Raw genomic sequence first — 20,367 nt, 5'->3', positions numbered from 1 at the left:
ATCATAACAGGAAATCTATTTTTGAATGATTTATTGGATAAATATCTTCCTAGAAAAGAATATGGGATATGGCTACTTGGAAGTTTGTTATTGTTATATCCTATTTATACAACAATTAAAGGAGTTAAAAAAAAGACCACTAATTCACTTCGTTAATTATCTATATAGTGCGATTCTTTCATATTAAAACACAGGGCAGATTTGTAAAAGAATGATAGTACAAGGTGAAAATGGTACGATTAAGTCGAAGAAAGGTACAGTTTAAATTAAGAATATCCGGAATATCGATTTAGTAAGAAATCCACTGAATTTAATCAATGAAAATGCAAAAAAAGTATGGGATCGCAAGGTGGATTTAGATAAATTGCAAAGAGTAGCCAAATACGAGCGGCAAGAGCAGAAAATGGATTAACGATCATACAAATTAAAAGATCTCAGTCCAAAGCTGGTGATTCGCGTCTAATTGTCTTTCTCATTTTCGATGATACATAATGTATTTCCATATCGAAGATAGCTTTTTATGATGTTCCAAAAAACTATTCGAGTGAAATTAGAATATTTAAAGGCATTGGAAGGTACCGAAATCCATCAATATGGCGTGTATTTTACTTGGACAAAAGATATGGGCTACGGTACTGTGAACAATAATATTATTACATAAACGAAAATGGGGATAGAACTTCCATCAATGAACAATGTACACACGTTGTAGGGAATGGCAGAATTATTTTGATTAGTATCCTAAACTATGATAAATGGGACAAACAAAAGGGACCTTCATAAATTGAGGTCCCTTTTTCATAATGTATTACGGTAATAAAGTTTTATATTGTTCCATTAAATCACCTGCATACAAGCTTGTTATCATTAAGAAGATGGCTAGCCCAATGTATAATGTGAACCAGATGATTTTTGTTTTGAGACTCGATGAATAATAGGATTTCTCTTTATCCCTAATTTCAGTTTGTTCTTGCACTTCCATAAAGAATGTTGTCTTTATTCGTTCATACGCACCTATATTGTCAAAATCGGTCTGTCCGTACTGGTATTCATTCGAATTAGCAGCATCCATTAAGGATCTATAAATATTTAATTTTGCCTCGGTCAGCTGTTTTTCTTTTAGCTTATTATCATCAAATAGCGGGATATGCCAACTCTTCATGTTGTTAAACTTTTCATGTAGTTGGCTAAATTCCATATTCCAAATATTAACCAGGCGAATTTTCTCTTCATCTGTTGCACCTGCAAATTGTTCTAGTTGCCTTAAACCAAATTGATTCAATTCAATGATGTTGTCTCTTTGATTTCTGGTTGTCTCGCTACGGAATTCTTTCCACCACTTAGAAATACCCAATAATAAGAAAAGAATTAAAAATGGATTTGGATGAAGAAACAAATATACAACCATCCCGATAATCCCTAATACCCAAAGCTTTGTGGAGATGACTCCCACTATACGTCCTCCATCAAGAGGATGCACAGGCATTAGATTAAATAGGTTAATCATGGCTCCAAGTGTAATAACTAAAAGCCAAAATGGATTTTCCGTCATCATAAATAGGGGGATGGCTGGTAGAAATGCTAATGTACCTAGTAAAGGACCTCCGAAAGCAAGATAAGCTTCTTGGTTTGCATTCTTGGGTTCTTCTTTAAGGGCAATTAATGCTCCGACAAAAGGGATGAAAATGGCATTGGATGTTTTGATGCCTTTTCTCTTAGCAGCTAATAAATGTCCCATTTCATGGATGTAAATTAGATAGACTAGGGCTACGGCAAATTTCCAACCGTAAACCAAGGCATACGCTCCTAAAGAAACGAAAATAGAAATCAGAGAACCTACTTTTGCTATTTTCAATAGCGCAAACAACCATTTCATTTTTCCTAGGAAAAATAATCCGATTGCCCCCAAACTTAACCATCCTTTATTCAATTTAGATTCTTTCAAAATGTACCTCCTAGAGTAAATGGCAAAACAGATGACCCCAGTGACACAATGTCTATCTGAGTTCCTTCTTGATTTATCAACTTATTAATATCCTTATTATATCGTATTTTTTCTTTCCTTTTTAAGGAAAATTTTTTAGAATATTAACTTTCAAGTATGTTATTTTTTTATAATTTAGATAGGTTTGGTCTACTCCGCTATTATTTGGAAATCCTTCAACAAGCTTGAATTAGAAAGATACTAAAAAAATGTACGCATGCTTAACTGCCAGATCTAACGTAACATTTCACTCCTCATTATTCTAAACAGTTATGGGGAAATCTCCGATAAATTCAATATACTGGATGATAGGAAAATAGGAGGAGTGGGCACTATGAGTTTAATAAGGGGTGTAGGAAAATTTGCGGGAAAAGCCGCTGGGTTCGTAGTAGGTAAGCCGATTCAATTTGTCGGAGAATTAACAGGGGTTGAGATAATAGAGGACATAGGAAAAGGTGTTAGGAATGCTTCTGAATTCGCGGGTGATACAGTTGGGCAAGTTGCAGCCGGAGCGGTTGATACTGTATCAGGCATTATTAATGATGATTCTACAAAGCGTGACAAGGGAATTGGAGAAATGGGTACTGCTGTAACGAGGACTGCAAAGGGAGTAGTTGTGACAGCAAAGAACACAATACAAAATGGTGGAGATGTAATTGTCGGAATGATAGATGGGGATAACGATAGAGTTAAAAAAGGAGCAACGTCTCTAGTAAAAACCGTCGCAATCGGAGCACTTGCGGTTGGTGTGGTTGATTTCATTGACGGGGTGGATGGAGCCGATACAGCTGAAGCGGCAGATACAACTCATACTAACCTTAACAACTTAGATGTTGAAGAATCTGTAAGAATTGAGACTACAAATGACCATTTAGTTGGTTCTGAACACCCTGAAACCGGTGTTCCATTCACTGAAAGAACAGTTGAGTTGCCGAATGGACAAGATATAACCGGTGTGTTTCCTTCATTTAATGATGAATATGAAGTTAATATCGATGAAAGTTTATACCTGCAAACTGACTATGTACAATTCAGTTATGCAAATCAGGAACTATACGATCATATTCAAGCTGAACCTGAATTAGCAGACGTTTTAGGACTATCTTCCCAAGAAGTTGCTGGACTATCCCACGGCGATACTCCTGATGGCTTTACGTGGCACCATAATGAAGAACCAGGAGTATTACAACTAGTAAATCAAGATATTCACGCTAATACTGCACATACTGGCGGTCGGGAATTATGGGGTGGAGGAAGTGATTTTCGATAATCTTCAGTATGAATGCAACGAAAAAAAAGGGTTTTAATGTATCCCAAATTCCTTTTTTAAAACCGACTTTCAACTTATAAAGGAGTTATTTGATATGTCAAAATTAATACTACTTTGAATACCAAATATAGCTTCTAGTAAACCTTGTGGATTAACGGGTGCGTTCAAAAATCAACGATGCTATTTATTAGAGTTTCTTTATCCTGAACTTATTTAGGAAAGAATTTTTTTCTGTCTTTTATAGAGCTTTTGTTCGTTTATAGTTTTTTTTGATTTCCATTTATTATTTCTGTGTGATTCTGCATTGCACGGAACTGGATATGTGACGCCGGTTCGTTCGTTGCATGAAGTTGGCCACTTTGGTACACTATGCAGAAGTGCTTTTTTAGTTTGATTGCTGGTATTTACTATCGAATTGCATGGATGAGCTGCAGGCTCTTTACATAAATCTGTACCATGAGGCTGTGGGGGGTATCCTAAACGAACCCTTAAAAAATGGAAATCGTTTTACTGTAGACTTGTGGGGCCGTTACAAAACCCATTAACAACTTAACAATTTAAGTGTTTTTCTAAGAAAGGACCATCTATTCCCTCATACAGCAGGAGTTGTATGGGGGCTTGTATTTTATCAAGAATTTTCTGTTTAGATGACTTAACAGGAATAAAATAAGGAGGACGCAATGTACAATTATAAATTGACCATTCAATATGATGGCGGGCGCTATAAAGGCTGGCAGCGACTAGGTAATAGTGATGATACGATTCAAGGGAAAATAGAAAATGTATTAACGGAAATGGCAGGGGAAAAAATTGAAATCATCGGTTGCAGCAGAACGGATGCCGGTGTACATGCCCTTGCTCAAGTCGCCAATTTTAAGCTTGGTGAAAATCTGACTGAAGCTGAAATCATGAATTATTTGAATAGATATTTACCCCGAGATATCAGCGTTGTCGAGGTTAGGCTAGTTCCTGAACGTTTTCATGCCCGTTATAATGCTAAGGATAAAACCTATTTGTATAAGATCTGGAACGAGCAATATACAAATCCTTTCATGCGAAAGTACAGTATGCATGTAGAGAAAAAGCTGGATATCACAAGAATGAAAAAAGCATGTCAATTTTTTATAGGTGAACATGACTTCACTGCTTTTTCAAATGCAAAGTCCAAGAAAAAATCCATGGTGCGTGAGATATATTCCATTGATATAGAAGAAAATGCCGGCTTCATCCAAATTACGGTGCGAGGCGATGGATTTCTTTATAATATGGTTAGGAAGATTGTCGGGACGTTGATAGAAGTAGGGTTAAATGAAATAGATGCTGAAAATATACCAAGTATTTTAGAGTCAAAAGAAAGAATCCAGACGGGCCGTATGGCGGAGGCAGCTGGGTTGTACTTGGTAAAGGTTGATTTTTAGGTCAAATATTGATGATCGGTTAATGCATGTAAAGTGTACAGGCAGTAGAAAAAGGGAAGTAATAGGGAAGAATGGTAAAGGGCAATAGAACGAAAGAAGGAGAGGTTTTTCATGAGATTAGCAGGAAAGAAAATAATCAGTCTTGTGCACCATGATTTTGAAGATTTAGAGCTCTGGTATCCGATTTTACGATTAAAAGAAGAAGGAGCGATTGTTCACCTTGCAGGAGAAAATGCGAATGAAACATACATTGGAAAATATGGTGTACCAGCCATATCTGATTATGACTATGGCAGTATTAAAGCAGAAGAATATGATGCCATTCTTGTACCGGGGGGTTGGGCACCAGATAAAATTCGCCGGTTTCCTGAAGTGATATCACTTATCCAAAGCATGGAAAAAAGTAAAAAACCGATCGGGCAAATTTGTCACGCTGGTTGGGTATTGATCTCCGCTAAAATTTTACAGGGGAAGAATGTAACGAGTACACCGGGCATTAAGGATGATATGGAAAATGCGGGGGCAACTTGGATAGATAAGCCCGTCGTAGTAGATGGAAACCTTGTATCAAGCAGGCGTCCGCCTGATCTACCGGATTATTTAAGGGAATTGATAAACGTGATTGAAAAGAGTTAGGCAGAAAAAGTGGTTTTTCCTTCTGGAAAAACCACTTTTTATTTATGAACTATTAAAATGAAAAAGAGTATCTTCACTCATTTAATCCAGTTTAATTTTATTAAATCAAATGGAGAGGGTATGGCCGGTCAAATCATGATATGGGTCGGATTATTGTAAAACCAAAAGATTATTCCCTTGATTGATCCTTAATCGAATCAATATACAAATTTCCTTTTGTTCCTACAACAGCGTACGAGATATCAAAAACAGCAAGGTTTCTTTTTTTGAGTTCAGCGATTAACGATTCGTAATCGTAGGTATGTTTGGATAAGTTTTCATATAGAATCTTTCCGTCGTAGACCAGTTCTATCGGTACAGTTGCTGCTGAGGAAAGTAAAGGTAAATCCTGCTTGGCGGCATTTTGGTATTGTTCTTTTTTTAATACAGAGAGGGAGCCATTTGTCTCTAACATGGCACATTCCACTTCTTCAATGTTGAAGATATCTTTTCCTCGCAAGGCCTGTTTAAGAGAATCCAGTGAATACCCCATTCGTTCCATTGACTCTTCGAGAATTTGTCCTTTTTGAATGAAGGTAGCAGGTTCTCCAGCGATCCATTTCCCGAAGCGCGGATGTCGAATCGATAGAAGGTTCAGCATATAAACGACGGTACCCATAATAATAATTGCAATGATAAAATACAGGAATTTAATTTTTATATTGAATGCTAGATTCCCTGCAATTGTCCCCATCGTAATAGAAGCGATATAAAGGTGATAGGTCCTCTGGGCAATCGTCTGTTTACCGAGGAGATGGACAAATACCCATAATAAAATAAAAGAGGTCAATGTTCGAAAGATGATTTCAACAGATTCTGACATGACTATTTCTCCCTTGCAAAACTCCCGACAGTTCGTTTGTGATAGTATGTTCTTACACCTTGCCGTTTATGTAACTAAAAAAGGAAAAAGACAAGGAAACGTCCTTGAATTGGGGGCCACCTTAATAACCAAGAAATCAAGATTCGTGAAATCTCAGGAAGCAAGCAGTTCGTTACTTGGTTTCTTTTATTTAGTCTAAAAAAAACGATGGATATGTTTACTTGTATCGTTAAAGAAATTTCTTCGAATAATAGTATCAAAATACTTTGCACGGGGGTATGTTTTGAGAAATATTCAGGAAATATTCATTGACGATTTAAAAAGCATTTATAAAAATTTCTTTGTTTGTATCGTAGTTGTTTTTCTCATGTTCATCCCTTCCATTTATGCGTGGTTTAATATTGTCGCATCTTGGGACCCATATGGAAATACGGAAGGAATCCTTGTCGGTGTTGCCAATAATGATAAAGGGGCGGAGTTAAATGGCGAAGCCGTGAACATAGGCAAGGAAGTAATGGAAGGGCTAAAGGAAAATAAGCATCTGGGCTGGAGATTCACATCGGAAAAAGAAGTGATAGAAAAGGTGGAAAAGGGTGATTATTATGCATCCATCATCATTCCGGAGAACTTTTCCGAACATATTGCGACGATCATGACCGATGAACCTAAGAAGGCGGAAATTGATTACTATGTTAATGAAAAGATCAATTCCATTGCTCCTAAAATAACGGCAGCGGGTGCCAACAGCATTGTGGACAATGTGAGCAAAACCTTTATCAAATCAGCCAGTGGCAGTATCCTTACAATCTTTAATGAACTTGGAATCACCTTGCAAAACGAGTTGCCGACGATTCAAAAAATGAAGAATATGGTGTATTTATTAGAGGGTGAACTGCCTGAGCTTGAGCAAAATATCAAAACCGTTCAAACACATGTCAAACAGGCTGAAGATATCATTAAGAAGGTTCATGATGGCCTGGATTCAATAGAAGGAATAACATCGCAGAAGGACAAATTGGTATCGGACGTTTCTAGTTATGTAGATTCAACAAGGCAGGCATTCGCAGAAATCAATCCCCTTTTGAAAAATGATATTGTGAACATCAGGAGCGATAATGACTCCGTTATAGTGCTGGCGAACCGGTTAACGGGTCAGGGTTTGCCTGGCAATGAGTATGATCAGCTAGTGGAACAAGGGAAAACGAGGATAAGCAAAGAGCTGTATCTTTTGGACAGTATGTATAATTTATTGGTGAGGGTCAATCAATTTAATGAGCAAAATTTGCTTCAGCCAGAAATACGGCTGGTTGATGAACTAAGGGATAATGCTTCGAACCAGCTTCAAGCGCTGAATAACCGAGCCTTTGGCAACCTTATCGAACTTGCTGGGAACAATGATAAAGTCTTGGCAAGATTCCAGGAGAGCTATTCAAAGGAAACAGGGCCAAAATTCACTGAAATCTGGAATGAAACGGAAGCAATATTGAATAATGTCCAGCTTACGATGGAGGAGGGCGCCAAGGTCCTTCCTGAGGTGAGAACGCTGTTGAATGGGACCAATCGAACATTGGAAACACGTACAGGGGATATCGATAAGTTACAGAATAAGTTTCCGGAAATCGAAACGAAAATAAAGGCTCTAGCTTCTAAAATGCGGGAATTCGATAAGTCTTATAATATGGAAGAAGTGATCGATTTCCTAAGGAATGATATTGAAGAAGAAAGTGAATTTTTTTCAGAACCAGTGCTGCTCAATAAACACAGTCTCTTTCCGATTCCGAACTATGGATCCGCCATGTCTCCTTTTTTTACGGCGCTATCCCTTTGGGTAGGCGGCACAATTTTGATTTCCATGCTTAGCGTGGGTGTTTCTCAAAAAGTCTACAGCCAGTATCAAATTTATATCGGGCGGTATCTTATATTTTTCATCATTGGGGTAATGCAGGCTCTTAGTGTTTCCATTGGGAATATCGTCCTTATCGGTGTTTATGTAGCGGATAAATTTGAGTACATCCTGTTTTCCGTTCTGATAAGTACAGTATTTACACTCATTGTCTACACCTTCGTTTCCGTTCTTGGAAATGTTGGAAAAGGGATAAGTGTCGTCTTGATGGTCCTTCAAATATCAAGTTCAGGAGGCACCTTCCCGATTCAGGTCACACCGCCCTTTTTTCAGCATATTAACCCGTTCTTGCCGTTCACCTATGCTGTGGGTTTACTTCGTGAATCTGTTGGAGGAATAACTTGGAGCGTAGCGGGCAAGGACATTTTTATCTTGATACTCTTTTTAATATTCACACTCATCTTAGGTATCATTTTGAAAAAGCCTCTGCATGCAAGGACACAAAAGATGAAGGATAAATTGTATGGAAGCAGGATTTTTTAAAAGATGGATAATAAAATTAGCCTGAACCCTTACAAAGGGCTCAGGTTTTTTTATTTGCGATTTGTCCATATGTATTTTTGTGTAAGGCTGGAATATTTATCAATACATTGACAATTAAATAGAAAGATACCGATAAATTAGAATTTTTGCATTTTTATAGTTGACAAAAACCATTGGATTAATCATTATTAAGAAATAATGTTTAGTAAATTGATGCGATTTAAAAGTGGGGTGACTTTATGTATTTAACAATAGATGGAATTGAAAAAAGTTTTAAGAATGAAAAGAAAGAAAGCATAAAGGTGCTCGATAAGATAAATATAGAGGTCGAGAAAGGAAGCTTCGTTTCGATTGTCGGTCCTTCTGGATGTGGTAAATCTACGCTCCTTTATCTGATTGCCGGCCTTGATAAGGCAGATACAGGTGAAATACGTGTAGCTGGGAAAAAAGTGGTGAAGCCAGGTCCGGAAAGAGTTGTAGTGTTTCAAGAGGCGGGATTATTCCCTTGGTTGACGGTACTTGAAAATGTTACATACGGATTGAAGTTAAAGAAAATTCCCAATGAAGAGGCTAAAGCCAAGGCATTGGACATTTTAAAGATGGTTCACCTCAGTCGATATGTTGACTCCTATCCACATCAACTCTCAGGGGGCATGAAACAGAGGGTAGCCATCGCAAGAGCGTTGGTGATGGAACCGGATATCCTATTGATGGATGAGCCATTCTCCGCGCTTGATGAGCAAACGAGGATGGTCTTGCATAAAGAGCTGCTTGAAATCTGGAGAAAAACTAAAGTGACGATCTTTTTCGTAACCCATAATATTCGTGAGGCTGTTCAGCTCTCCGAAAAAATTATCGTCTTTGCTACCCGTCCCGGGAAAATCAAAGAGACGATTTCCGTCCCTTCCATGAAAGATGGAGTTATGCCGGATAGTGTAACTTTGCATACAGAACAAAGGGTTCTATCGATTTTGCAGGAGGAAATTGAAAAAGTGCTGAAGGAGGAAATGGGGAATGATTACAGCTTTAAGACGAATCATATTCATCGCGATGATAGCGGGGATATGGGAAGTCACATCTAGACTTTCCAGTCTTCCGGATTTCATGTTCCCAAGCCTGACTCAGGTTTTGGAAACTCTGTTTAATGGACTGATGAGCGGACAAATAACCGAAGCCATCGGAAAAAGCCTTGGCCGTATCCTGATTGGCTTTATGATTGCCATTATAGTAGGTCTGATATTAGGATATTTCATTTGGCGCTTTAAATTGGTCGAAGACACTTTAGGGTTCGTCGTGACGGCATTACAGTCCATCCCGAGTATCGTGTGGTTCCCTTTAGCGATCATTTGGTTTGGATTGAATGATTTTTCGATCCTCTTCATCGTCACCATCGGCGCAACTTGGACGATGACGGTTAATGCAACGAGTGGCTTCCGAAATGTGCCACAGTTATATCAGCGGGTTGCAAAAACATATGGATCGACCGGGTTACATTTTCTTCGCACCGTGATTTTACCAGCATCCGTCCCGCAAATAATATCCGGGCTCCGTATCGCATGGGCCTTTTCCTGGCGTGCATTGATGGCCGGTGAATTACTTGGCGGGGGAGGCGGTCTTGGACAGTTGCTGGAAATGGGCAGATCACTGGGACAAATGGATTTGGTCATCTCCGTGATGATCATCATCGCTATCATCGGAACAATCGTGGATAATGTCGTCTTCTCCCGTCTTGAACGCAATGTTCAACTGAAATGGGGAGTGAAGTAACGGTAGTTTAATAAAATAATAGTAAAAAGGAGAGAGAAATATGCTGAAAAAATCATTTTTTGCCCTTATACTGTCTGTATTGTTAATCGGAATAGTAAGCGGATGCACTCAATCCAGCAGTAATGATGAAGAAGGAGAAGGGTCCGGGGGGAAATCCGTGAAAATTGGGTATTTTCCTAACTTAACCCACAGTGCAACGATCATTGCGCTTGAAAAAGGCTTTTTCGAAGAAGAGTTTGGTAAAGATGTTAAAATTGAAACCAAAACAGTAGCCAATGGCGGATTATTCATGGAAGCGATGGCTACAAACGCCATTGATGTCGGAACGGTCGGTCCTGGTCCGTTGCTTAACTTTTACGTAAAAAACCCTGAATACCACTTGATCTCCGGGGCTGTTAATGGAGGTGCCGTACTTGTTGCCAGCGAGGGCAGCAAGGTTACGGATTTAAAAGATTTGGGCGGTAAAAAGGTAGCGATTCCCGTCATTGGAAGCACACAGGATGTCATGCTTAGGAAGGCCCTTCAAGATGTTGACTTAAAACCGACTACAAATGGGGGCACAGTTGAGCTGTATGCTGCAGCACCTGCAGACACAACCGCCCTTTTTGTCCAAAAATCAGTCGATGCAGCAGCCACCCAGGAACCATGGGGGTATGTTTTGGAAAACCAGGCAAAAGGAAAGTTACTGCTTGACTGGGATCAATTTGCATGGGGGAAAGATTCACCTAACACGGTAGTGGCTGCAAGCCAGAAGTTCTTGGATAAAAAGGGGCTCGCTGCTTCCTATTTGAAAGCGCATGAAAAAGCGGTGAAGTTTATAAAAGACAACCCTGAAGAAAGCCAAGAACTGGTTATTAAGCATTTGAAGAAACTGACTGGAAAAGAATTAAGTAAAGAAGAAGTGGCTTCAGCATTTTCACGCCTTGAAGTGACAACCGAAGTTAATGAGCAAGTCATTCAGGAAATGGCCGATATAAGCAAAGAAGCTGGTTATATCCCTAGCAATGATATAAAAGGCATGATCGATTTATCAATTCTTCAAGAAGTGTCCAAATAACTTGAAACAAGCAAGCGCCTCAGCCATCTTGGCTTTGGCGCTTCAGTTTGTCGAAAAAGGGGAGTTCGGATTGGTATCACCCTAAACGATTGAAGAAATTTGCGACACTCCTGCCGAATAACTGGCTAGCCGAGACCCCGCAGACGCTTGCGTCGAGGAGAATTGGCAGGCAGTCGGCGGAAAGGGAGCGGATTTCTGAAATCAACTTGAACTTCTTAAAGAAAAAAACTTAGGCAACCCGCTTTCTTCAAATTTGTCTACGGACTGAAGCTCCTCAGCCATTCTTGGTCTGGTGCTAAGTTCTGTAATCCGTCATAGATCGAATTAATCCGTTTTAATGGCCTGGAATAATATCATACATATAAACACCGCAGTTCATGAACTCCCTGTTATGGACAGACTTGATCCAATGCTTGGATAACATGATCAACCTCTTCCCAGGAATGGATGGTAGCTCCTGAAGCCAGTGAATGTCCTCCTCCATTGAATTGACGTGCGACTGAAGCGATGGGAATATTCCGTGAACGTATCCTGACACGGATTTCAGTAGGATATTCGATGAAGAAAGCCCAGATTTTATTTCCCCTGGCACTTAGCGTATTGACTAGATTCGAAGCTTCGATTCGATCCACACCATACATATTTAAAAGTTCCTCCGTAATAATGAAGTAAGCTACACCTTTATCGGTTACCTTGAAGCTTATGAGAATGTCTTTTTGAAGTCTTGAAGCGTTTTTTTTCTTTACATTAAGACTGTTATGGATTCTTTCTGGCTGAATATGATAAGTTCTTAAGTATGAAACCATTTTTAATGTCCTCGGTGAGGTATTCCCATTCATGAAATTCCCGGTATCACTAAGTATTCCTGCATAAAATGATTTAGCCGCATCTTTATTCATGATAAATCCCACCGGAAATTCCAAGAATAAATCAACAAGCATTTCACTTGCGGAGCTATAAGAGGGGTCGACCCAAGAAAGATCACCGAATGGTTCATATTCAGGGTGGTGGTCAATTTTGACGAGCATGTCCCCTTGATCATAGCGGGAATCACTAATCCGTGAAATGTTGGCCGTATCACAAACAATCACTAAGGCACCTTTGTATTTGTTATCGGAAATGACATCCATATCACCAATGAATAGAAGCTTATCCACTTCTTCGCCTACCGCATAGACTTCTTTGGAAGGGTAGGAATGCTTCAATAGCTTCTTTAAACCGATTTGTGATCCCAATGCATCCGGATCCGGATTAACATGGCGATGAATGATGATTGTGTGGTATTTCTTGATCGCTTCGATTATTTCCGTTTTTTTATTGTCCATATCGCCATCTCCCTTTTAATTTTCCCTTGTCTGTCGAGCTATAATTGATAGTATGTATAATTCATATATTGACAGTTATGTATATTCAATCATCACATGCCTCACGAATAAAGGCAATTCCGATTACTACTGGAAGTATTTTGATGTTAACGGGAGGTATACTACAGAGTATTTCAGTGAAAGTAATAAAAACACCCAAACAAAATTATTGCAAAATTCAAAAAATGGAATTATACTTAATTTACCAAACCGATGACAACAAGTTACCTTGTTGCATGGCCGGCTTGTTATAAAACTGGAATCCATAAAAATTGACTTGGTTCACTTGATCTTCCTTTGCAGGAAGACAGTTCGTGGATAAGGGTCAGTGAAACATTCAATGTAATGACATTGTTGGTTTTACTGGCTCTTTTTTGTGTATCCCGACAGTTTGAAAGGGGTGATGATATGAATGGAGCTTTGGAGAAAGTCAGGATTATCGATGTATCCCGTGTTTTGGCGGGGCCTTTTTGTTCAATGATTCTCGGTGATTTGGGTGCCGATGTTATTAAAATCGAGCATCATGAATCAGGGGATGAAACGAGAGGATGGGGTCCGCCATTCGCCCAAGGGGAAAGCGCTTACTATTTATGTGCCAATCGAAATAAGCAAAGCATGACCTTGAATTTAAAGTCGGAACAAGGGAAAGAGATCTTCCGGAAGTTGGTGTCTTCAGGGGATATCGTGATTCAAAATTTCAAGACGGGCACATTGGAAAAAATGGGGCTGGGATATGAGGATTTAAAGGAATTCAATCCCAAACTGATCATGGCCTCGATTACGGGATTTGGTTTAACCGGACCTTATAAGGATTTGCCTGGCTATGATTATATCATTCAAGCGATGAGTGGTTTGATGAGCATCACAGGAGCAAAAGATGGGAGTCCCGTGAAGGTCGGGGTGGCCATTGCTGACATATTGACTGGCCTGTATACATGCATTGGCATTTTATCCGCTTTACATCATAGGGATAAAGCGGGGGAAGGTCAGGAAATTGATATTTCGTTAATGGATTGTCAGGTTTCTTCATTGGTGAATGTCGCCAGCAACTATTTATTCAGTGGCTTGACCCCTGAAAGAATGGGAAACCAGCATCCCAATATTGTTCCATACCAGACATTCCGGACAAGCGATGGAGAGCTTGTCGTGGCAGTAGGAAATGATGATCAGTTCAGGAGATTTTCAACCGTTATAGGCAGACCTGATTTAGCCCAGCAGGAACAGTTTAAGCATAATGAAAAACGTTTGCAAAACAAGGAAGTATTAATACCGATAATAGAGGATTTGTTTAAAGGAAAGACAAAGAAGGAATGGAAAAGGTTGTTTGATGATGCAGGGATACCCAATGGTCCGATCAATGATATAGCAGAGATGTTCGAGGATCCGCAAATCATCGCAAGAGACATGTTGGTGAGCATGGAGCATCCCACAATCGAAGATCTTAGAGTGACGGGATCGCCCCTGAACCTTTCCAAAACGCCGGTTGCGATGAGAAAGCATCCGCCGCTCTATGGTGAGCACACCGATTCCATTTTGGCTGATATTGGATATAGTCCAGATCAAATAAGCAAATTCAAGGAAAATAAAATTATTTAGGAGGAATTTTAATGATGAATTTCGAATTAACAGAAGAGCAGCAAAGTGTGAAGAAAGTGGTAAGGAAATTTGTCGATAAGGAAATTATCCCTTACATTCAAGAGTGGGATAGGCAAGGTCAATTCCAGTCACATATTTTAAAAAGATTAGCGGAATTGCAGTTGATGGGCGTTTGTATACCAGAAGAGTATGGCGGAGTAGGAATGGATTATAATACCCTGGCCATCGTTTGTGAAGAGCTGGAGCGAGGCGATACGGCTTACCGAACTGCAGTTTCGGTACATACAGGGTTGAATAGCATGACCCTGCTGCAATGGGGAACGGAAGAGCAAAAACAGAAATATTTAGTACCTCAGGCAAAAGGGATCAAGATTGGCGCTTTTGGGTTGACTGAACCGAATGCAGGGTCGGATGTTGCGGCAATGAAATCAACGGCAAAACGTGTTGGGGACCATTATATCTTGAACGGGTCAAAAACATGGATTTCGCTCTGTGATTATGCAGATCATTTCCTCATTTTCGCCAAGACGGATCATGATGCCGGTTCAAGGGGAATCACTGCTTTTATTGTGGAACGGACTTTCGATGGAGTGGAGTCGAAAGCCATTAAAGGGAAATTGGGAATTCGTGCCGGGAATACAGGCGAAATCTTTTTAACGGATGTAAAAGTTCCAGTGGAGAATAGGCTTGGTGAAGAAGGTGAGGGCTTTAAAATTTCCATGTCGGCATTGGACAGCGGTCGGTTTACAGTGGCCGCAGGTGCTGTAGGGTTAATTGAAGCAAGCCTGGAAGCAAGCTTGAAGTATTGCCATGAAAGAAGCACATTCGGAAAAGAGATTGGCAGGCATCAGCTCGTTCAACAGATGATTGCCAAGATGACCGCAAATTTAGAGATTTCCAGATTGCTCGTCTTTAAAGCGGGTACGTTAAAAAATCAAGGAAAACGGAATACGAAGGAAACATCGCTTGCCAAGTGGATATCATGTAATGCTGCAAACGAAGCTGCCAATGATGCTGTTCAAATTCATGGTGCCTATGGCTACTCGGATGAATATCCAGTGGAACGTTTTCTGCGGAATTCAAAAGCTCCGGTCATTTACGAAGGAACCCGTGAGATTCATACTGTAATGCAGGGGGAATACGCACTTGGCTACAGACAAGATAAAGAGCTTCGTAAGCAATTGCCTGCATGGCCCTTCGAGCAGGTTTCCGTACATTAACTATAGATTGAGGAGATCAGATGATGAACACATATTTTATTGCAGGGCATGCAAAACTTCCACAAGGGATGGCAGCGAGAAATCTATATGATTCCATCACCATCACGGTAGAGCTTGACTTTAAATATGGTGTAATAGTCGAAGCTTCCTGCACACTTGCCACAGAACATGGCAGGGAGTTCATTCGGCAGCTCCTGCGGGGCTATTACCTGAAAGATGGTATCGAAGAATTGATTGATCGTGTGCAAATGCATTATCGTGGGAAGGCTAGTCAAGCCGTTCAAGCAGGGCTGAAGGATGTGTATGCACAGTTCGAATTGGTCTCCGTTAAATAATAAGTGAAACTGGAAGGATCCTATCGTATGTAAAAGGGTAGGATCTTTTTTTTGTGGATCTTAAATAATCATTTATTTTTGTTGTAACGATTTAGGGATATAAAAAGGAGGTGTTGAAGAAAACACCTCTTTGACCTTCAATATATTTTTGTACAAATACATTAAAAGGGTTCATGAACCTAGAAGCCCCAATTCCAATTCCTACGGAAGTTTCTGTTGCAGCCGCGGCATCTGCAGTTGTGAAAAGAACACCGATTTCTGCACGTGCGCCTTCGGGTGCTGCAAGTGGACCTTCTCCTGCTCGTGCGCCTCTGGGTGCTGCAAGTGGACCTCCTCCTGCTCGTGCGCCTTTGGGTGCTGCAAGTGGACCTCCTCCTGCTCGTGCGCCTTTGAGTGCTGCATGTAGATCTCCGTTTCCAGCAAGAGTGCCTTTGCGTGCCGGAAGTGGACCTCCTCCTGCTCGTGCAACGTTTAGTGCTTCTGCGGGTAGTTCGCCTGTTATTGTTGTTTTTACGTGAAGAACGGCCTCTTGAACATGGGTCATTATGCATGAAATCGCTTAACCCGAAGGAATTGGCTCTATCCACCGCATTTTGTATATTTCGAATGATGTCAGACATATTTATTTATCTCCTTTCTATACGTTAAACTATTCGCTTGTACGTAATATGCCAGAGATAATAGCACATTTTTATTAAAAATTTTTGGGGGTGACGCCCTTCGCTTTTTTCCATAATTTAATAGGAAAGTGAAAGGGAAGGGAAGGGTTATATGAATTCTGATAAGAAGCTGCCCGTGTACCAGCTTTTTATTCCGCCAGTTAATTTAATGGAACTTCGCAGAGATATATGGTGCAATGATCCTTTACCGGCAAAGTTAACACTTAACAGAAAAAAACTTGATATTGATATTGTTTACCGTGGCTCCCATATTCGCGGTTTTCGCAAAAAATCCTATAATGTTGTCTTTTATAAACCTAAAACTTTTAAGAATGCCAAGGAAGTTCATTTAAATGCCGAATTTAAAGATAAATCTTTACTAAGAAATAAATTATCTTTAGACTTTTTTGCGGATATAGGCACATTATCACCGAACTCCCAGTTCATTTTCCTGAATCTGAACGGAAAGGACGAAGGGGTATACCTGGAATTGGAATCGGTGGATGAATATTATTTGAAGACAAGGGGGCTGCCCAAGGGTGCCATTTTCTATGCAGTGGATGGTGATGCCAATTTCTCATTGATGAGCGATTTGGATAAAGGAATCAAAAAATCATTGGAGATGGGCTATCAAAAAAAATGCGGGACAGCAAAGGATGAATTATATTTACAAGAACTGATTCTTCAAATCAATACAATTTCAAGAGTGGATTTTGAAAAGGAAATCGTAAAATATGTCGATGTCGAAAAATACCTGCGCTGGCTGGCCGGTGTCATATTTACGCAAAACTATGATGGGTTCGTTCATAACTATGCCTTGTATCGAAATGGAGATACTGGACTCTTTGAAATGATTCCATGGGATTATGATGCGACATGGGGCAGGGATGTTAACGGGAAAGTGATGGAAGAGGATTATGTGGGAATCGAGGGATTCAATACATTGACTGCCAGAATCCTTGATGTAAGGGGATTTCGTGTCCGGTACCAAGAACTTCTTAAGGAAATTTTGATCAATCATTTTAACGTGGGCTATATGAAACCTATCATTCAGGAAATGCATGATCAAATAAGACCTTATGTTTTAAAAGATCCATATATTAAGGAAAATATTGAGAAATTTGATAATGAGCCAGAATTCATCCTGAAATTCATTGAGGCCCGTGCAAAGTTTATTAATAGCCGTCTGCATAAATTGGATTAATAATTCCTACCCTTTAGTGATGGGACCTTGGAAAATATAATAGCAGGAGTGTTGAAAGAAAAGCACTCCTGCTTTTTTCTGCATGATTCCATTTGCTTTTCTCAACTATTACAGCTATGTTTGATAGAAAGATATAATCTAAAGTAATGAAGGATGGGAATGGATTGACTAATCATAGCCGCAAACCGGCATATATATATACGTTTACGTGCACCCCTGACGAACGCTCATTATCTAAAATGGAGATGCGCTCGTTCTTTGGCTTTGAGACTTCAGGGGATATTTTGAAAAGTGATATCGCAATTGAACCGAGCAGGAGCCCTTTCATAAAAGGGCGGGTCGACGTCATGTTTGAAGGGGAAAGCATATCCGAAATCGTTGAGCAAGTGAAGGATATTCATTTGCCAGATTCGACGTTCAAAGTATTATTCGTGAAAATTAACGATTTGAATAAAGAAGCAAAAATAGATTATGATGGACAGCGTGAAATTGAACGAGAGATTGGCTGGCACATTCAGGGAAATGCCGATGTGCGTAATCCTGATCAGGTCTTTGGGATCGTGACCCTTGGAGGACGTTGGTTTTTTGGGAAGTATGTCAAACCTGAAGCGGTTTGGTTAAAACATTTGAAAAAGCCCCGTGAATATTCAACAGCGCTTAGCACAAGAGTGGCGAGGGCCATTGCCAATATAGCCGTTCCGCATCCGGATGGGGTGAAGGCAATTGATCCATGCTGCGGAATTGGAACGGTATTGGTAGAAGCACTGTCGATGGGAATCAATATTGTCGGCAGGGATATCAACCCGCTTGTTACCGACGGTTCCAGGGAGAACATTGCTTATTTCGGACTCGAAGGTGATGTAACTACAGGTCCGATTTCGGAGGTCACCAATAAATATGATGTAGCGATTATTGATATGCCCTACAATTTATATACACATGCGACACCGGAAGATCAGCTATCGATCCTTAAACATGCCAGGAGCTTTGCTGACAAGGTCGTCGTCGTAACGATCGACACGATGGATCATATGATTGAAGAAGCAGGATTTGAAATCACCGATCGCTGTGTAGCCAGGAAAGGCATTTTTTCCAGAGAGATTGTAGTGTGTGTGTGAGTTTCTTCAGCAAGAAAAGGCTGAAATCTTTAATCGATATGGACTTACCCTGTCAAGTTGACAACTAAAAAACGCTTGTCCGCCATCTGGCTCGATATTAAACCCTTGCCGTATGGCGGACAAGCCCCCTTTACAATTACATTTCAAACTTGACTAGATTCCCGGTGTAGATGAACTTTCAGGAATATTTTCATAGTCTGATGGATTAAGATTATGAACCGATCCATCTGTTACTCCATCGATAATACCCATTAGCCCCGTTTCAACCGTTTTTACGAGCTGGCCATTCTCTTTTTGCCCAAAGTTTTGTGTTTGACCACTAACTTCAAATAGAACCGTCCCACTTCCGTTTAAAGCAAACGTCCCTAAAGCAGTTCCTGGCAGGTTGATAGATTGATCGTATAATGAAATATCTGTAAACACGGAATTTCCTTTTGCTTGCAGTGAGTTATACGCAGCAAGTGTCAACTGACGGGAGAAATCATATTTAAAATGATCTGCATACTCTGCATATTTAGCCCCTTCGGGAGTGCTTGGGTTAGGAACGAATTTTCCTGATATTGACATAGTTGCACGCTCATCAGTTCCTTCGATATATGGAAACCCTTGATGATGAAGGTCGATAAAAACATCCACTTTCCCGAATTTCGACTTTAACTCTTTATATGTGTCACGTACCGTTTGCGCTTCAGGCGTAATAAACCAGCCCGGCTTTTCAGATGCCCCCGGGAAGTCTTCGGGCTTCGGTACATAGTTTAGATTAGGATTAAAGTCACGATTAACATCAAACCCCGGTTTGCTAGCATAGTCGTCTCCTGATCTCGGAGTGGTGTAATAGTTCCAAGTAGGTTTCACATTAGAAAGCTGGGGGAATTTCCCTACAACCTCAGACCATGTCATTTCATTTCCACGACGATCAAGCTCTGAGCCGTCTACGTTCATCATAGGAATAGCAACAATTGTTAGTTCATCAAGGACCTTCTTTACCTCAGGCGAGTTACTTTGACCAAGGTTTTTAAGAATGTTCAATAACGCAACAGTTCCTGTTTTTTCATTTCCATGAATTTCACTTTGAATAAGAATGACTTTGTCACCATGACCGACAGTCACTTTTTGAATGGAACGACCCTGATTTGTTTGTCCAGCCACTTCTACATTGACTTTCCCTGCACTCACTTGCTCAAGTTGGTTTAATTTTTTTACAAGTTCATCATGACTTAGGAATGCTTCGGTGGAAAGGTTCGTTCCGCCTGTAGTATTTGGTCCTCGTTCAGCTAAGCTGACATTTGGGCCAAGTAATGCTGCCGCTACTACTGTTGAACATAAAACCTTTAAAAATTTTCTTTTCATATCCATTCTCCTGTTCTGAAAATATTTAATATTCAGATAATGAATTCTTCACTTGCTAATCGATTTCCTATTAGATTAATTAATACACCCAAAAAGGCCTATGTATTTCAGTTTCAATTATTTAGTATATTTTTCCGTGAA

Annotated in this window: 18 protein-coding genes and 2 pseudogenes; 13 read left to right on the top strand and 7 right to left on the bottom strand. The window is 40.0% G+C overall.

Translation table 11 applies throughout. The features are described 5' to 3' along the window. Nucleotides 1-808: 808 nt before the first annotated feature. Both ACFVS1_RS26905 and ACFVS1_RS26900 read right to left on the bottom strand, forming a co-directional pair. Nucleotides 809-1,282 (bottom strand): hypothetical protein, encoded by a 474-nt coding sequence (locus ACFVS1_RS26905; RefSeq protein WP_483878252.1) that lies wholly within the window; start codon nucleotides 1,280-1,282, stop codon nucleotides 809-811. A gap of 70 nt (nucleotides 1,283-1,352) precedes the next feature. Beyond that, nucleotides 1,353-1,945: pseudogene (locus tag ACFVS1_RS26900) on the bottom strand (site-2 protease family protein); the annotation flags it as partial. A gap of 373 nt (nucleotides 1,946-2,318) precedes the next feature. Between ACFVS1_RS26900 and ACFVS1_RS15035 the strand changes: the two are divergent. The 3 genes from ACFVS1_RS15035 (at nucleotide 2,319) to ACFVS1_RS15025 (ending at nucleotide 5,308) form a co-directional block, all read left to right on the top strand. Continuing rightward, on the top strand, nucleotides 2,319-3,254 hold the full coding sequence (locus ACFVS1_RS15035; protein WP_387548485.1) for an HNH endonuclease: 936 nt from the start codon (nucleotides 2,319-2,321) through the stop codon (nucleotides 3,252-3,254). Between the two features lie 680 nt (nucleotides 3,255-3,934). Then, complete coding sequence (gene truA / locus ACFVS1_RS15030; RefSeq protein ID WP_352921868.1) at nucleotides 3,935-4,672, top strand: tRNA pseudouridine(38-40) synthase TruA; 738 nt, start codon at nucleotides 3,935-3,937, stop codon at nucleotides 4,670-4,672. A gap of 111 nt (nucleotides 4,673-4,783) precedes the next feature. Then, complete coding sequence (locus ACFVS1_RS15025; RefSeq protein WP_387548482.1) at nucleotides 4,784-5,308, top strand: type 1 glutamine amidotransferase domain-containing protein; 525 nt, start codon at nucleotides 4,784-4,786, stop codon at nucleotides 5,306-5,308. Nucleotides 5,309-5,477: 169 nt separating this feature from the next. Here the strand turns inward: ACFVS1_RS15025 and ACFVS1_RS15020 are convergent, their stop codons facing one another. Continuing rightward, nucleotides 5,478-6,170 carry a DUF421 domain-containing protein gene (locus ACFVS1_RS15020; protein WP_387548479.1) on the bottom strand — a complete coding sequence of 231 codons (693 nt, stop codon included), beginning with the start codon at nucleotides 6,168-6,170 and terminating at the stop codon, nucleotides 5,478-5,480. 283 nt (nucleotides 6,171-6,453) lie between these two features. On the opposite strand from ACFVS1_RS15020, the gene ACFVS1_RS15015 reads away from it, so the two are divergent. The 5 genes from ACFVS1_RS15015 (at nucleotide 6,454) to ACFVS1_RS14995 (ending at nucleotide 11,613) form a co-directional block, all read left to right on the top strand. Further along, entirely contained in the window at nucleotides 6,454-8,556 is a 2,103-nt protein-coding gene (locus ACFVS1_RS15015) for a YhgE/Pip domain-containing protein (protein WP_387548476.1), read from the top strand. Between the two features lie 239 nt (nucleotides 8,557-8,795). Further along, nucleotides 8,796-9,638 (top strand): ABC transporter ATP-binding protein, encoded by an 843-nt coding sequence (locus tag ACFVS1_RS15010; protein ID WP_101224077.1) that lies wholly within the window; start codon nucleotides 8,796-8,798, stop codon nucleotides 9,636-9,638. Beyond that, a complete protein-coding gene (locus ACFVS1_RS15005) occupies nucleotides 9,571-10,323 on the top strand; it encodes an ABC transporter permease (protein ID WP_352921860.1) in 753 nt (250 codons plus the stop codon). The genes ACFVS1_RS15010 and ACFVS1_RS15005 overlap by 68 nt, the downstream gene beginning before the upstream one ends. Nucleotides 10,324-10,363: 40 nt before the next feature. Beyond that, nucleotides 10,364-11,380, top strand: a complete 1,017-nt coding sequence (locus tag ACFVS1_RS15000) for an aliphatic sulfonate ABC transporter substrate-binding protein (RefSeq protein ID WP_352921858.1) — start codon at nucleotides 10,364-10,366, stop codon at nucleotides 11,378-11,380. Nucleotides 11,381-11,427: 47 nt separating this feature from the next. Continuing rightward, nucleotides 11,428-11,613 (top strand): hypothetical protein, encoded by a 186-nt coding sequence (locus ACFVS1_RS14995; RefSeq protein WP_387548471.1) that lies wholly within the window; start codon nucleotides 11,428-11,430, stop codon nucleotides 11,611-11,613. A 156-nt stretch (nucleotides 11,614-11,769) separates the two neighbouring features. Here the strand turns inward: ACFVS1_RS14995 and ACFVS1_RS14990 are convergent, their stop codons facing one another. Then, on the bottom strand, nucleotides 11,770-12,705 hold the full coding sequence (locus ACFVS1_RS14990) for a DHH family phosphoesterase (RefSeq protein ID WP_387548468.1): 936 nt from the start codon (nucleotides 12,703-12,705) through the stop codon (nucleotides 11,770-11,772). A gap of 447 nt (nucleotides 12,706-13,152) precedes the next feature. Here ACFVS1_RS14990 and ACFVS1_RS14985 point away from each other — a divergent pair, with 447 nt between their 5' ends. Genes ACFVS1_RS14985 through ACFVS1_RS14975 form a run of 3 tightly spaced genes read left to right on the top strand, consistent with a single transcriptional unit; the run spans nucleotide 13,153 to nucleotide 15,895 of the window. After that, on the top strand, nucleotides 13,153-14,340 hold the full coding sequence (locus tag ACFVS1_RS14985) for a CaiB/BaiF CoA transferase family protein (protein WP_352921852.1): 1,188 nt from the start codon (nucleotides 13,153-13,155) through the stop codon (nucleotides 14,338-14,340). 14 nt (nucleotides 14,341-14,354) lie between these two features. After that, nucleotides 14,355-15,560, top strand: a complete 1,206-nt coding sequence (locus ACFVS1_RS14980; protein ID WP_352922660.1) for an acyl-CoA dehydrogenase family protein — start codon at nucleotides 14,355-14,357, stop codon at nucleotides 15,558-15,560. Nucleotides 15,561-15,583: 23 nt separating this feature from the next. Continuing rightward, a complete protein-coding gene (locus ACFVS1_RS14975; protein WP_387548464.1) occupies nucleotides 15,584-15,895 on the top strand; it encodes a DUF3870 domain-containing protein in 312 nt (103 codons plus the stop codon). Between the two features lie 91 nt (nucleotides 15,896-15,986). Here ACFVS1_RS14975 and ACFVS1_RS14970 read toward each other — a convergent pair whose 3' ends face one another. Beyond that, nucleotides 15,987-16,439, bottom strand: coding sequence for a hypothetical protein (locus ACFVS1_RS14970; RefSeq protein ID WP_387549432.1), 453 nt, complete (start codon nucleotides 16,437-16,439; stop codon nucleotides 15,987-15,989). 22 nt (nucleotides 16,440-16,461) lie between these two features. After that, nucleotides 16,462-16,515 (bottom strand): annotated as a pseudogene (locus ACFVS1_RS14965) (hypothetical protein); the annotation flags it as partial. A gap of 151 nt (nucleotides 16,516-16,666) precedes the next feature. Here ACFVS1_RS14965 and ACFVS1_RS14960 point away from each other — a divergent pair. Together ACFVS1_RS14960 and ACFVS1_RS14955 are read left to right on the top strand one after the other, a co-directional pair. After that, nucleotides 16,667-17,758, top strand: coding sequence for a CotH kinase family protein (locus tag ACFVS1_RS14960; protein WP_387548461.1), 1,092 nt, complete (start codon nucleotides 16,667-16,669; stop codon nucleotides 17,756-17,758). Between the two features lie 164 nt (nucleotides 17,759-17,922). Next, the gene (locus ACFVS1_RS14955; protein WP_387548458.1) at nucleotides 17,923-18,876 is read left to right on the top strand and encodes a TRM11 family SAM-dependent methyltransferase; all 954 of its coding nucleotides are present in this window, start codon (nucleotides 17,923-17,925) and stop codon (nucleotides 18,874-18,876) included. A 153-nt stretch (nucleotides 18,877-19,029) separates the two neighbouring features. Here the strand turns inward: ACFVS1_RS14955 and ACFVS1_RS14950 are convergent, their stop codons facing one another. After that, a complete protein-coding gene (locus tag ACFVS1_RS14950) occupies nucleotides 19,030-20,226 on the bottom strand; it encodes a M14 family zinc carboxypeptidase (RefSeq protein ID WP_387548455.1) in 1,197 nt (398 codons plus the stop codon). Nucleotides 20,227-20,367: the final 141 nt, after the last annotated feature.

This window comes from Peribacillus sp. NPDC058075 (assembly GCF_042885195.1).
GTDB lineage: Bacteria > Bacillota > Bacilli > Bacillales > DSM-1321 > Peribacillus.
The sequence above is the reverse complement of the archived record's forward strand: the minus strand, read 5'-3'. Positions and strand labels throughout refer to the sequence as shown.

Excerpts from the sequence above, each read along its gene's own strand:
- ACFVS1_RS15035 (WP_387548485.1), top strand. The coding sequence starts at position 2,319 with ATGAGTTTAATAAGGGGTGTAGGAAAATTTGCGGGAAAAGCCGCTGGG.
- truA (WP_352921868.1), top strand. The coding sequence starts at position 3,935 with ATGTACAATTATAAATTGACCATTCAATATGATGGCGGGCGCTATAAA.
- ACFVS1_RS15025 (WP_387548482.1), top strand. The coding sequence starts at position 4,784 with ATGAGATTAGCAGGAAAGAAAATAATCAGTCTTGTGCACCATGATTTT.
- ACFVS1_RS15020 (WP_387548479.1), bottom strand. The coding sequence starts at position 6,170 with ATGTCAGAATCTGTTGAAATCATCTTTCGAACATTGACCTCTTTTATT.
- ACFVS1_RS15010 (WP_101224077.1), top strand. The coding sequence starts at position 8,796 with ATGTATTTAACAATAGATGGAATTGAAAAAAGTTTTAAGAATGAAAAG.
- ACFVS1_RS15005 (WP_352921860.1), top strand. The coding sequence starts at position 9,571 with ATGATTACAGCTTTAAGACGAATCATATTCATCGCGATGATAGCGGGG.
- ACFVS1_RS15000 (WP_352921858.1), top strand. The coding sequence starts at position 10,364 with ATGCTGAAAAAATCATTTTTTGCCCTTATACTGTCTGTATTGTTAATC.
- ACFVS1_RS14990 (WP_387548468.1), bottom strand. The coding sequence starts at position 12,705 with ATGGACAATAAAAAAACGGAAATAATCGAAGCGATCAAGAAATACCAC.
- ACFVS1_RS14985 (WP_352921852.1), top strand. The coding sequence starts at position 13,153 with ATGAATGGAGCTTTGGAGAAAGTCAGGATTATCGATGTATCCCGTGTT.
- ACFVS1_RS14980 (WP_352922660.1), top strand. The coding sequence starts at position 14,355 with ATGAATTTCGAATTAACAGAAGAGCAGCAAAGTGTGAAGAAAGTGGTA.
- ACFVS1_RS14975 (WP_387548464.1), top strand. The coding sequence starts at position 15,584 with ATGAACACATATTTTATTGCAGGGCATGCAAAACTTCCACAAGGGATG.
- ACFVS1_RS14970 (WP_387549432.1), bottom strand. The coding sequence starts at position 16,439 with ATGACCCATGTTCAAGAGGCCGTTCTTCACGTAAAAACAACAATAACA.
- ACFVS1_RS14960 (WP_387548461.1), top strand. The coding sequence starts at position 16,667 with ATGAATTCTGATAAGAAGCTGCCCGTGTACCAGCTTTTTATTCCGCCA.
- ACFVS1_RS14950 (WP_387548455.1), bottom strand. The coding sequence starts at position 20,226 with ATGAAAAGAAAATTTTTAAAGGTTTTATGTTCAACAGTAGTAGCGGCA.